The organism is Facilibium subflavum (assembly GCF_003574485.1).
In the GTDB taxonomy this organism is placed as follows: Bacteria; Pseudomonadota; Gammaproteobacteria; order Francisellales; family Francisellaceae; genus Facilibium; species Facilibium subflavum.
Genome location: NZ_QLIT01000067.1, coordinates 1 through 11,457, shown reverse-complemented (window position 1 = coordinate 11,457; position 11,457 = coordinate 1). Strand labels below are relative to the sequence as shown.

16 protein-coding genes are annotated in these 11,457 nt (G+C 34.1%); 7 read left to right on the top strand and 9 right to left on the bottom strand.

Annotated elements, in window-relative coordinates; genetic code table 11:
• Nucleotides 1–138: 138 nt before the first annotated feature.
• The 7 genes from DNK84_RS14235 to DNK84_RS05015 form a co-directional block, all read right to left on the bottom strand.
• Complete coding sequence (locus DNK84_RS14235) at nucleotides 139–291, bottom strand: hypothetical protein (protein WP_162902237.1); 153 nt, start codon at nucleotides 289–291, stop codon at nucleotides 139–141.
• Entirely contained in the window at nucleotides 269–637 is a 369-nt protein-coding gene (locus DNK84_RS05040) for a type II toxin-antitoxin system RelE/ParE family toxin (RefSeq protein WP_119343470.1), read from the bottom strand. The genes DNK84_RS14235 and DNK84_RS05040 overlap by 23 nt, the downstream gene beginning before the upstream one ends.
• A gap of 73 nt (nucleotides 638–710) precedes the next feature.
• Entirely contained in the window at nucleotides 711–2,171 is a 1,461-nt protein-coding gene (locus DNK84_RS05035; protein WP_119343469.1) for an SEC-C metal-binding domain-containing protein, read from the bottom strand.
• Nucleotides 2,172–2,216: 45 nt separating this feature from the next.
• Entirely contained in the window at nucleotides 2,217–2,573 is a 357-nt protein-coding gene (locus tag DNK84_RS05030; protein ID WP_119343468.1) for a ribbon-helix-helix protein, CopG family, read from the bottom strand.
• Between the two features lie 8 nt (nucleotides 2,574–2,581).
• The gene (locus DNK84_RS05025) at nucleotides 2,582–2,917 is read right to left on the bottom strand and encodes a hypothetical protein (RefSeq protein WP_119343467.1); all 336 of its coding nucleotides are present in this window, start codon (nucleotides 2,915–2,917) and stop codon (nucleotides 2,582–2,584) included.
• Nucleotides 2,918–3,792: 875 nt separating this feature from the next.
• A complete protein-coding gene (locus DNK84_RS05020) occupies nucleotides 3,793–4,089 on the bottom strand; it encodes a helix-turn-helix domain-containing protein (RefSeq protein WP_119343466.1) in 297 nt (98 codons plus the stop codon).
• Complete coding sequence (locus DNK84_RS05015; protein WP_119343465.1) at nucleotides 4,086–4,412, bottom strand: type II toxin-antitoxin system RelE/ParE family toxin; 327 nt, start codon at nucleotides 4,410–4,412, stop codon at nucleotides 4,086–4,088. The genes DNK84_RS05020 and DNK84_RS05015 overlap by 4 nt, the downstream gene beginning before the upstream one ends.
• Before the next feature lie 118 nt (nucleotides 4,413–4,530).
• On the opposite strand from DNK84_RS05015, the gene DNK84_RS05010 reads away from it, so the two are divergent.
• The 7 genes from DNK84_RS05010 (at nucleotide 4,531) to DNK84_RS04975 (ending at nucleotide 10,703) form a co-directional block, all read left to right on the top strand.
• Nucleotides 4,531–4,752 carry a hypothetical protein gene (locus DNK84_RS05010; RefSeq protein WP_119343464.1) on the top strand — a complete coding sequence of 74 codons (222 nt, stop codon included), beginning with the start codon at nucleotides 4,531–4,533 and terminating at the stop codon, nucleotides 4,750–4,752.
• 167 nt (nucleotides 4,753–4,919) lie between these two features.
• A complete protein-coding gene (locus tag DNK84_RS05005) occupies nucleotides 4,920–5,417 on the top strand; it encodes a J domain-containing protein (RefSeq protein ID WP_119343463.1) in 498 nt (165 codons plus the stop codon).
• 125 nt (nucleotides 5,418–5,542) lie between these two features.
• The gene (locus DNK84_RS05000; RefSeq protein ID WP_119343462.1) at nucleotides 5,543–6,697 is read left to right on the top strand and encodes an N-6 DNA methylase; all 1,155 of its coding nucleotides are present in this window, start codon (nucleotides 5,543–5,545) and stop codon (nucleotides 6,695–6,697) included.
• A gap of 35 nt (nucleotides 6,698–6,732) precedes the next feature.
• The gene (locus tag DNK84_RS04995) at nucleotides 6,733–7,623 is read left to right on the top strand and encodes a hypothetical protein (RefSeq protein WP_119343461.1); all 891 of its coding nucleotides are present in this window, start codon (nucleotides 6,733–6,735) and stop codon (nucleotides 7,621–7,623) included.
• An 87-nt stretch (nucleotides 7,624–7,710) separates the two neighbouring features.
• A complete protein-coding gene (locus DNK84_RS04990; RefSeq protein WP_162902236.1) occupies nucleotides 7,711–8,439 on the top strand; it encodes a hypothetical protein in 729 nt (242 codons plus the stop codon).
• A 307-nt stretch (nucleotides 8,440–8,746) separates the two neighbouring features.
• Nucleotides 8,747–10,228, top strand: coding sequence for a YfjI family protein (locus DNK84_RS04980; protein ID WP_119343458.1), 1,482 nt, complete (start codon nucleotides 8,747–8,749; stop codon nucleotides 10,226–10,228).
• Between the two features lie 211 nt (nucleotides 10,229–10,439).
• Nucleotides 10,440–10,703, top strand: a complete 264-nt coding sequence (locus DNK84_RS04975; protein WP_119343457.1) for a hypothetical protein — start codon at nucleotides 10,440–10,442, stop codon at nucleotides 10,701–10,703.
• 2 nt (nucleotides 10,704–10,705) lie between these two features.
• On the opposite strand, the gene DNK84_RS04970 is transcribed toward DNK84_RS04975, so the two are convergent.
• Complete coding sequence (locus DNK84_RS04970) at nucleotides 10,706–11,020, bottom strand: helix-turn-helix transcriptional regulator (protein WP_119343456.1); 315 nt, start codon at nucleotides 11,018–11,020, stop codon at nucleotides 10,706–10,708.
• Nucleotides 11,010–11,300 (bottom strand): hypothetical protein, encoded by a 291-nt coding sequence (locus DNK84_RS04965; protein WP_119343455.1) that lies wholly within the window; start codon nucleotides 11,298–11,300, stop codon nucleotides 11,010–11,012. The genes DNK84_RS04970 and DNK84_RS04965 overlap by 11 nt, the downstream gene beginning before the upstream one ends.
• Nucleotides 11,301–11,457: the final 157 nt, after the last annotated feature.

Genomic DNA, 11,457 nt, shown 5'->3' with positions numbered 1-11,457 from the left:
TCAGTTCATCTACCCGCTACGGACTCAGACCCCGACACCTCCACGCATACTCGCCTTTACGTATTGCGTAGTGCTGATTTCAGGCAAATGAAAACCTTGATCAGGTGCGACGATGATATATTACGGGGCTCAATACCTTCACTTGCGTTGTGGCTGATAGACCGCCCTTACTACAGCTTCATAATGTTCGTTACCTTGCATTATGTGTAGTTCGGTTCCAGACTGGTGGCTAGCCTTTTTCTGGGCTGGATTGTCCAGCTTGATTGCCTTAGCTTTGCTTGGCGCACCCATGATCAATCTCCAATTGCTTTGCTTCTTTTAAACGCTTCAGTATCATTTCAATATCTTGCTTTGGTGTTGATATACCGCGCTTAGATTTCTTCTGAAAACAATGTAAAACATAAAGTGTTTCACCAATTTTTACCGTATAAGCACACCGATATGTATCACCATCATGATTTTCAACTACCTCAATCACTGCTGTACCGCTAAATTGTTTTCCTGTCAGTGGCTTTGCATGGTGATGCTTTTCACCTATTTGTGCCAAGTGCAGCGCATAACCCATTGCAGAGCGCACTTCCTCAGGAAAGTTTTTCAGATCGTCCAGTGTGGAGCCTAGCCATATTGCTTCTTTCATATGAAAGCATGCTTAAATATAATATAGTGAATATACTATATTTATCAAGATTAATCAATTGCAATCAATATTGTCAGGATTTAAGTAAGCAGCATTTTTTGTACTTTTTTCCACTACCACAAGGACACGAATGATTGCGTCCAATTTTTTGATTATGGGGAAATTCTTGAAACGAAGTTTGTTTACTTTTAGATAATTCAGACTCAAAAAATTTGAATAATTCGTTTTGCTGCTGATACGCTATTTGTTGTTCATCACTCCATTTATCACAATGCAAAAGCAAAAAGTCTTCCGAAACCGTGTTATAAAACTTGGGAGGTTCAACTGCAATACCAATAATTTTTGTTAAGTTTATAAACTTGTTCCTTGCTGCACCACAAGCTATTTCTAAAATTATTCTTCTCTTTTCTCTATACTCATTGTAATCAATATTTTTAGGATACGATAGCTGCAAAAAAACATAACCAGTATCAGGGTTTGTTAAAGATGTCATAAAACTCATATAACGAGCAAATCCATTTTCAAAAGAAGGAAAAGACTCAATTCCTCTTTGCATATGACTTGATAAAGCCCTTCTAGATAATCTGGATTCTTTAGTCATTTCAAAAACAGCAGACTCACTTTTTAAAATATCACCATTGCCAGATGTTTCACCTCTTAATGCATGTTCGCATGTCTTTTGAATAAGCTTATCCCACAAATATGATATTTTATTGGCTTTATTTCTCTCTTTGTAAGCTTTAGATTGGCAAAATTCATGCCATGCACCTTCACCAATATGTAAAGCATTTTCCTTTCCTGTTCGTGATCCAATAATATGCTTTTGAGAGACACTATCAAAGTTTAATAAATAATGAGCCAGCAAATCTTCTTCACCACAGTAAGTTAAACAATCTAATTTTCTGATGGCGTTTTCTTTTTCAAGAATGTACATTTTAAAATCTTCAAACGTATCAAGCTCATCAAGAATCATGATTAAGTTTTCCTCATCAAAGACATGTGTGAGATTATTCTTATCCATTCTCACCATGAAAGGAATATCGGGAATATCGGAATAAACGCTATTTTCATTGCATGTTGTACTTGAGTAGCTTAAAGCTAAACTGCCATATAAATTATTTTCCGAGTCAGTTTTACAATGATTTTTTGCACCATGTGCCACGATAATTTTATGTATATGTATATTATCTAATGATAATTTAATAGGTATCTCTTGTTTACATTTATCATCAAAATATATTTTACCACCACTACTTATATATCTTTCTGCACCACTAGCAGTTTTAACTTGTTTTTCGATTGTATTTTTTTTCCATCTTCGCCATTTGACATCTATATCATTATCTTGATTATCAAGAGCGCTATTCCCCCGATCAAAGAAAATGAATACATGATTATCAAAAACCGCCAAAACGTCACACATTTCCTTTGCTTCTGATTTATATGGGTTAGCATAACACCATGCTTTCATGAATACATTTTGACATAAAGCTAGTAATAGCTTTTCTGTTTTTGTCACACCATTGTTTATCAAAAACGAACTCCATTTTATTTTAAATTTTTAACTAGATTGATAAAGTCAATCATTAATATCACCATCAACAACACGCATTTTTATCTGATGCACACGTGTTTTTATAAACTCTATTTCTTCACTTGATGATTCAAATAAAGACTTGTTGTCTTTATATAAAATCTTTAATAATGACTCAAGTATCAACCGATTTTCATGCGTCATAACGGCAGCATTTTGATAGAATTCCTCCCAATTTTCCTTATTATTTTCTTCTGGTTGTAGCTGTTTTTCCTTAACATAAACACCTATTTCTAACAATTCTCTAACGCAATCAGGAAAGCTTTTATTAGTTTCTTTTGCAATATTTTCAATCCGTTTTTTTAGATTCTCATCGACTCTTACATCAATTCTAACAGACATATCAATCCTCAAATATCATCATTATTACCATGAACTACACGATTTTTCACTTGTTGAATTCGTGTAGTGATATATTCTAATTCCTCATTTGCAGATTTAAATTTTGATTTACTTTCATCAAAAACTGCTTTTAAAATTGATTCCAAAATCAACTTAGATTCCAACGATTTAATCACGGATATTTGCTCTAATTCATCCCAATTATCTTGAGAATCATCTGCGCTTAACCCCACTTGAATTAAGTCTCTGACATACTGAGACAATTGAATATTTTTCTTTTTTGCTTTTTCTTCCAGTTCAGCTTTTAAATAATCTGGAATCCGTATTGTTAATATTTTAGCCATTTCACCCTCGTTTTATCCTTGATTTAACTATTTACAAATGTATGACGATTGTATTTTATTATAAGTCGTTAGTCATACACTGAGCTGTAAACGGATAAATTCCGCTTGATTTGCTCCATATTCTATCAAATATAATCATACAATCGTATGCCATAAAAAGCTAAACTCATAAATTCAGTGTATTTTTTTGTATGTCGAGACATACACTCGTCACACATCAACGCAAAACTGAGCTATTTTGTCATATACATGGCATACAATTTACGTTTTTAAAGCTTTTATCAGCACAAAACCTTTATCATACAATTAGCATACGCTTATTTTGAGCGCCATACAATCGTATTATATAAATAGTTATAAAATAACTTATATTTCTTTATCCATATGGATTTATGACGAATGTCATACTAAAATATTTATAAACATCATACATTCGTCATAAATGTTTATTTTACATATGATGCGGTTATTTTTCCGAAAATGCAACGCCATTTGGCGGTATATTTAAAAATAAAACAACTCATTTTCTCAAAAAAACTTTTCATACGCAAACCCTTTAAAATAAAGGCTTTTACGACTTGGATTACGCCCATGCTAACAGCGTGGGGTGTGCTACTATATTATATGACGGATTTCATCACTTGCGTACACGGTGAAAATTATTGGTCAAATTTTTAAAAATGAGAGAAAAACTAAAAGCCATTTCAATTTATGGCGATTGAATAAATTCATTTTGCCAATCTAAAATCTAAGCAACTTCTTTATATTGATTTTTTGCGTTAACATTTAAGAGAAAACTAAAAACTTTTATGCAACCTTAACAACTTCCATATAATCATCATCCGTTAAAAGTGAAAGCCAACTTTCAATCTATTTTACTCGAAAATAATACGTGGACTTTTTCCAAGAAAACGACCAACTTTTATTAATGTTTCCAGTGTGAATCCAGATTCACCTTTTAAAATTCTTTGGGTTTGCGATGTGCTTGTTTCTAACCCTTTTTTAACGTCATTAAAAGTTAAGTGATTACTTTCGATATAATTATTTAGCTCATTAGCAATTGACTGTTTCAATATCAAATATTCATCAATGCGTTTGTCTGCTTCTTTGTTTATACTGTTTATTTGCTTTTCTGTTAGCCTCTCTTGCATTATCTGCTCTATGCTTCTCATAAGTCCACCTCGCCTTTTTTAATCTTTCTCGCTTGCTTGTCTGCTTTCTTAATATCTTGCTTTTGACTTCCTTTATTACCACCAAGCAAACCAACATAAATTTTATTATTGTGGTGCATGTAATAAAGACGATTACCAAAACGCCTGCAACGTAACTCTTTTATTTTTTCTTTTGTACCTGTTAATGACTTTGTAAATGGCTGTTGCAATTCATACCCTAACTTTCTAAGCATACGAATCAAAATAAGCATTTCATTTTGCTGATCTATTGGCAAACTAAAAATCCAGTCCTCAGCGTCCTTAAGTAAAATTAATTCGTACACGTTAAACTTACATTGTGATTATATTTTTATATAATACCCTAAAATGGGCATATTGTCAAGGCAGCAATATTTTTATATAGTATTCAGCATAATAATTTTAAACGAAGGATAAGAAAATATGCCAGTCATCGAAAAACCAAAATCACCAACTTATACCACACTACCCAAGAAAGTTAAGATTTCAGAAGAAACCTATTTAAAAACTTTAGAATACTTAGAGTGGAATGAGTCATTGGAAGGTGAAAAAGATATTGATTTTTTAATTGATCAAGCCTTGCAACTTGTTTTCGATAGTGATCGAGAATTTAAAAAGTTTAGAAAAGAAAACAATAAAAAATAAACTTTCTTTTGTCTGAATTATCTTTCGCTAATCAAATTTATTAACCATCAAAAATATAATAAAAACACATAAATGTGTTGATTAATTTCGCTGTTTTGTTATAATAGTTTTGTGGAAGCAGATTTGCTTTTACTTAATACAAAATGACCTAAACGGAGAAAATTAAAATGAATAAATTTGAAGCTGCTAATATTTTGGGATTAGTTGGAACAGTTAGTCAGGAAGACATCAAAAAAGCCTATCGAAAAAAAGCCGCTGAATTTCACCCTGACCGCAATCCAAATGGCACTGAAATGATGCAAATAATTAATGCTGCTTATGATCTTTTGAAAGATATTGAATCCCTTGAGGTTTTTGAAGATAAAGTTACCGCAGATTATCCAAATGAATTAAGCAAAGCATTAAATGCCATTACTCAATTACATGGCATTGATATTGTTATCTGCGGTCTATGGGTATGGGTCAGTGGAAATACAAAAGAACACAAAGAAACACTAAAGGAAAATGGCTTTAAATGGTCAAAAAACAAAGCGAAGTGGTATTACCGCCCTGCTAAAGCTAAAAGCTATAGAAAAAGCAAAGAGTGGAATATGGATGATATAAAAAACCATTACGGCTCAACTATTGTAAAAACAAATCATTATAAGCAAATAACAGAAAAATAAGCTAGCTTTAATTTGAAAAAATACATAAATGTATTGTTATTATTTTGCAGCATGATATAATTATTTTTGTAAGCGGTATTGCTTGCATTGTTTAATCAATTGACCTTTACGGGAGTAAGATAAAAATGAGATTTCAAAAAAACTTAGCCATTCTGAAATTACTTAAAAGCGGAATTGATCTAAAAGATTATTCAGGGTTTGGCGGTCTCCATAAAATAATAAGTAAAGAAGATCATGACGCTTTAAAAAATGTGTTAGGTGATGCTGTATACAAGCAAATAATGGCAAGCTCAAAAACAGCCTATTATACCCCTACTAAAATGATTGAATTAATTTATACTGGTTTGAAAAAACTCGGCTTCACTGGTGGAAAAATTTTAGAGCCTGCTTGCGGACATGGTGCATTTATTTTTAATTGTCCTGACAGCATAAAAGAAAAAAGTGTATTTCATGCCATTGAATTAGATCGAATCAGCGCACGCCTCACTCGCTTAATTTGCCCATACGCTAAAGTGGCTAATTTAAGTTTTGAAAATACAAAATTTAATGATGGTAGTTTTGATGTTGTTCTCGGCAACCCGCCCTACTCATCACAAAAAATCACTTGCCAAGATACGGAATTAGATCAGTTAGTCATTCATCATTATTTTGTTGCTAAATCAATTAAATTACTTAAAGATAATGGTATTTTAGCTTTTGTAGTGCCAAGTTATTGCCTTGATAATATAAAAGGCCATGCACGTAATATTATGGCTAAGTATGGCTCCCTAATTGCAGCCTTTAGATTGCCTGAAAATATGTTTGATAATGCCAAAGTTACCGTTGATATTATTTTCTTTAGCAAAAATCACAATCATTACTGCAATTACTTAGATGTGAGATACATTAATATCAACAACCATCAACTAGCAATCAATAAATACTTCATTGATTACCCTGAACACGTAATTGGTAATCTTGAAACGTGCAATATGTATAACGAGCGCATAGGTCTAACTGTAAGAAATCATCAGCCAAAAGACATTATCTATCAAACACTAGATAAATTAATGCAGAAGCTACCAACAGTTATTAATAACGCCATAGAAAAACCAGTACATAATGACATAGAAAATGCAAAGATTAAAATAGCGCAATCTATTAATGCACTCAATTCAGCATCAAGTGAGCTTGAAACTAAGTTAAATCATTTAAGTATTGAACGCTTAAAAATACTAGAGCAAGAGCTATTAAGAATTGAACAACGAAAACACACCATTCTTGAAATGATAAACAGTTAAGTTAAACAGCCCCTTGTGGGCTTTAAGGATACAAAATGACAACGCTAAACTTCAAAAAGTTAGGTGATCACCAACCTCAAAACGATCGCGCCCGCTCAGTGCTGCGTCTACATGACGGTAAGCAAGAGCGTATTGGGACATTATACCTCAACTCCAATGAGTTTGATAAAAATGATAGTATCTTTGAAAAACTCTCCCCAGATGAAATCAAAGAAGTGAACAGTTTTATCACTAACTACAATAATCAAAGAAGATTAATGGCACATTTCAACAATAAGTCACTTAACACATACAGCTACCACATTAATGATGATTTATTAGCACTTTATAACGCCATAGAAGCCACCACAGAGCAAAGTAAACCATTGACGCTACTCATCCAGCAATCTATTGAAAATGCGATTGATAAAGCTGCGCAAAGTGATGACAATGTGAAATCTCTTTGCCAACAATATGGATACAACTATCAGATACAAAAAACCGTATTTAAACCCACATTTGAGGACAGAAAAAAAATCATAGAGATTTTCCTATCCCTTGATGAGGATAAAGAGCGTCTAATGCAAAACTTAAATGATTATCTGTTGGACTGTTTTAATACGAAAAAGCAGTTTACTATCGATCAGGTATACAACATGATTAATCCTGAACTGGATTTTTTCCCCAAGGCTTACTTTATGGCAGCAGTAATCGATGTTATTCAAAGTTATGGCATTAATCCAACGAGCAATTGCGATATTCAAACTATTTTTCATTACTGGTATCAGGCTCGATTACTTCACTTAACTGAGCCTAAAGCAACTAAGCTTTTTACTAAAGTATTTGAGCTAGGTGAAGACTGTATAAGTCTTTTGCAAGACTCACTAAGAGAACTGCTTACACGTGACATTTCTAGGCAATATGTCGGTTTGGAAAAACTCCAGTAAATAGATGCTCAAGAGACTATACCAGTGATATAATACACCCAGTGCATTAGTGTCTGCATCACCTAAAATAAAGAAAAGGACGTGGCTTTGAACTTTTTAGATAATTACGATTTACAAGCAATAGATGAATTCAAATTACATGACCTTGAATATGCGGTCAAAGAATCACTAATCAGATTTTCTGATTACAGTCTTGAAATGGCTATCAAAGCGCATAAGGTTTTCTCTCCATCTCACATGATTGGCTTTATGACTAGCTATATAACCTTTGTAATGATCGAATGGCTGGGTGAAAATGATGCTAGATCACATAAACATGATATTATTAAAGCCATCAGAAAAGAGGTATATCACGTTAATAAGCTTTGCGATCAGTATAAGCCACATCAAGATGATATTAAGCGACCTGAGCGCATAAATATCTTTAGAAAAATGTCAAAGTCAGCATCAATGGTTAATCAAACCATACAAATCCAAAAATCCATTTGCGATAACGCTATCGAAAGTGGCAGAAGCTTAAAGCTTAGCGGTCTGTATTCATCTAAAGGCTCTGAGAACCTATTTACTTTTTTTGAAACTATAACGATGGCACGCAATGAATCAAGTAAGTTAAAGCGTGAAATTGCAGAATTAATTTTTTCTGATAATAATACGATAAATGGGTTATTGACCAAACAATTATCCAGACAAATAGCTTGGCTTGCTGGTTTCTTTGCTGATTTAGACAAAGATGAAAAAGTAAGCGACATAATGGATTGTATTTCTGGCGTTTTAGAAACATTAGACTTCAACCAACAACTTTTACTAATAGAGTAAAAGTTAGAAAAATCATGCTGCGCTTGGAAACAAAAACCAAATTCTATGAGATACTCATTACTCAGGATTTATTGGGCGACACGGTTTTGATTTGCTATTTTGGCGGGAAAAACAGCCATCGCCATCAGTCCAAAACAATCAAGTTAGATTCATTTTTACAATACTGTAAAGCGTATAAAAAAATTATCACTACGCGATTTAAACATGGATATTGGTTTATCCATCATTCACCGCAAGACTTTTAAAATGCAGGCAATACCACTTTGTGTTATGATGTTTTCAGCCAAAATAACACCGCTAATTTTCAATGACTGGAAAAATTAATTGGAAAACACCAATACCATTATCACATATATCAGCAAAGCAAGCTGATTACCCGCTTGATGCTTTACCTGATATTATCAAAGACGCTATCCAGTCTTATGCTGAATATGGGCAGCAGCCGATCCCATTATTAGCCAATAGCGCCCTGTCTAACGTTTCACTGAGCTGCCAAGGTTTAGCTAATGTTGCGCGAGATGATGTACTAACAAGCCCAGTATCTATGTACTTCATTACAGTCGCATCCAGTGGTGAGCGCAAAACAGCGGCTGACAAAGTCTTTGGCAAAGGTATCGAGGATTGGCAGGATAAGACAACAAAAACCATGATGCCAGAATATACGCGCATTAAAAATGAGTACACCACTTGGTCAATCAAACGCAAAGGATTGCTCATGATGATTAGACGCTTAGCTACTCAGGGTTATGAAACAGATCAATATGATGGCTACTATGATCAGGTTATGCTTGAAGAGCCAGAAATACCTTTGTTGCCCAAACTCAAATATGAGGATATTACTGCCGAAGCTTTAAGCGAAAACTTAGCAAAGGAATACCCAAGTACAAGTATTTGGTCAGATGAGGCGGGTATTTTCTTATCAAGCCCAAGCATGCAAAAAGACAATACCAAATTTGTCGCCCTACTCAACCGTTTATGGGATGCGCAACCAATTGCCATACATCGCAAAACCACCGGTGACATCTTTATTAAAGATCGGCGTTTCACACTCAACTTAATGATGCAACCTTTGCTCCTGGAGCAAATGCTAAAAAAAGGTGATGGCATTAATAGAAACAGCGGTTTTCTTGCACGAACCTTATTAGCTTATCCCACTTCAACAATGGGCAATCGATATTACAAAGAACCATTCAAGAACGTCACCGAACATCTTGACAAGTTTCACAGGCGTATTAAAACCTGCCTGAGCAACACACAGCCAGTTGATAAATATGGTTTTGGGTACATTCCAACGCTTACTTTTAGCAAAATGGCTAAAGAAGCATGGGTGAAATACTTCAACTATATTGAAACCGCTATCGCCAATGAATACCACTGGCAATCAATCCACGACTTAGCATCTAAAGCCAGTGAGAACATTGCAAGGCTAGCTGCCCTATTCCATTTGTTTACAGGTAAGCAAGGCACTGAAATATCTACTGATCACATTGAGTCCGCTTATCAGATTATTGAATGGCACTTAAATGAGGCTAAACGCATTTTTGGAGAAACCAAGCTGACACAGGTTGAGCATGATGCCAAATTAATACTTGACGCTATCATCTCAAAGAATATTGTTGAAACCACGTCACGCGAGATTTTACGTGTCACACCTGTTCGTGACAAAGGTAGACGAGACAAAGCAATTAAGCTACTTGAGAAGTCACATCACCTTATATCAACACCTGATGCCAAGCGCACAAAGATCATCTTTCACCCAACGCTATTCAAAACCTCTGTGACAGTTTGACAATTGTGACAATAAAGATAAAACCCTTATAATCCTATAGTTTTATAATCCTATAATTGTCAATGAATATAATGTCAATAGTTTAAATCACTTTGACAATTCTATAATCAGGGTTATTATGCAGTCACCTCAAATTGACTCATGATTTTAGTTTGACTTAGCCAGCTCTTAATAGTAGAAATGCAACAACCATAATCGACAGCCGTTAAGCATGGCAGTAAAGCAAAAGAAAATACGTAATAAAAAATATATACCTAAACGCCATATAGGTTGGATTGGCTATGGCTACATCGAGTACAGAAATTATCTCTGTTACTTTGAGGTGAGGTTTGACCATCTTAACAAAGAGATCAGAAAGGATGATGATTTTGGCGAATTTGTCATTGATGTTTTGGATGAATTCGCAAAAGATGATGGCATCACATCAGAAGCTACCAATCTAAAAATGTTGGGCTGGATTGAGTGGTACAAATAGCCCTAACTCGCCTTTAAGGTTATCGTATAATCTAAACCCGCAGTATATAGTTGATCTTCCAAAAGACGGGAAATAAAAAATTCTTTAGGGTGTTTTAGATACTCAGCAAACTTTAAGGCAAGTTCAACATCTGCCTTACGCTCGCCACTTTCAATGTTGCATAGGTATTGTCGACTTATACCAATAGAACGCGCCATTTCAGCCTGAGAAATATTATCACACATGCGTAATGACTTTACCATATCACCAAAATATAGATGCCCTGTTATCTCAGATATCGCCTGAGCTGCACTTAATTTATTTTTACTAATACTCATGTTTGTTTACCTCTATTATCTCAAGATAGCTAACCTCAATTCTGCCGTTTTCATGTTCTACATAAAAAGCACGGTATGCTTTGTTTAAACGAATTGACCGCTGTCCAACTCTATCACCTTTTAACGGTTCATCATGGTATGAGCTTATTTTTCTAACCTCTATAACACCGTATTGCTCAACCATCAAAACCCACGTATTTAGCTTATCAATTATATGCCTTGGTATTTTTCTTAGCGATTTTGCCACTTTCCTGTCAATTATAACTTTGTTTATATTCATCTAACTAAAGCACAGTAACTGATATAAATATAATTGTATCCTGTTTCGGATACGTTTGCAAACATTAATGCAAACTTCGAGCTAAAATCGGATGCGTGTAAAAATAGTACGCCTCAAATTTATGCAAAAAAAAGACACTCCCATTAAACTATAGTTT

Excerpts from the sequence above, each read along its gene's own strand:
- DNK84_RS14235 (WP_162902237.1), bottom strand. The coding sequence starts at position 291 with ATGGGTGCGCCAAGCAAAGCTAAGGCAATCAAGCTGGACAATCCAGCC.
- DNK84_RS05040 (WP_119343470.1), bottom strand. The coding sequence starts at position 637 with ATGAAAGAAGCAATATGGCTAGGCTCCACACTGGACGATCTGAAAAAC.
- DNK84_RS05030 (WP_119343468.1), bottom strand. The coding sequence starts at position 2,573 with ATGTCTGTTAGAATTGATGTAAGAGTCGATGAGAATCTAAAAAAACGG.
- DNK84_RS05025 (WP_119343467.1), bottom strand. The coding sequence starts at position 2,917 with ATGGCTAAAATATTAACAATACGGATTCCAGATTATTTAAAAGCTGAA.
- DNK84_RS05020 (WP_119343466.1), bottom strand. The coding sequence starts at position 4,089 with ATGAGAAGCATAGAGCAGATAATGCAAGAGAGGCTAACAGAAAAGCAA.
- DNK84_RS05010 (WP_119343464.1), top strand. The coding sequence starts at position 4,531 with ATGCCAGTCATCGAAAAACCAAAATCACCAACTTATACCACACTACCC.
- DNK84_RS05005 (WP_119343463.1), top strand. The coding sequence starts at position 4,920 with ATGAATAAATTTGAAGCTGCTAATATTTTGGGATTAGTTGGAACAGTT.
- DNK84_RS05000 (WP_119343462.1), top strand. The coding sequence starts at position 5,543 with ATGAGATTTCAAAAAAACTTAGCCATTCTGAAATTACTTAAAAGCGGA.
- DNK84_RS04995 (WP_119343461.1), top strand. The coding sequence starts at position 6,733 with ATGACAACGCTAAACTTCAAAAAGTTAGGTGATCACCAACCTCAAAAC.
- DNK84_RS04980 (WP_119343458.1), top strand. The coding sequence starts at position 8,747 with ATGACTGGAAAAATTAATTGGAAAACACCAATACCATTATCACATATA.
- DNK84_RS04975 (WP_119343457.1), top strand. The coding sequence starts at position 10,440 with ATGGCAGTAAAGCAAAAGAAAATACGTAATAAAAAATATATACCTAAA.
- DNK84_RS04970 (WP_119343456.1), bottom strand. The coding sequence starts at position 11,020 with ATGAGTATTAGTAAAAATAAATTAAGTGCAGCTCAGGCGATATCTGAG.
- DNK84_RS04965 (WP_119343455.1), bottom strand. The coding sequence starts at position 11,300 with ATGAATATAAACAAAGTTATAATTGACAGGAAAGTGGCAAAATCGCTA.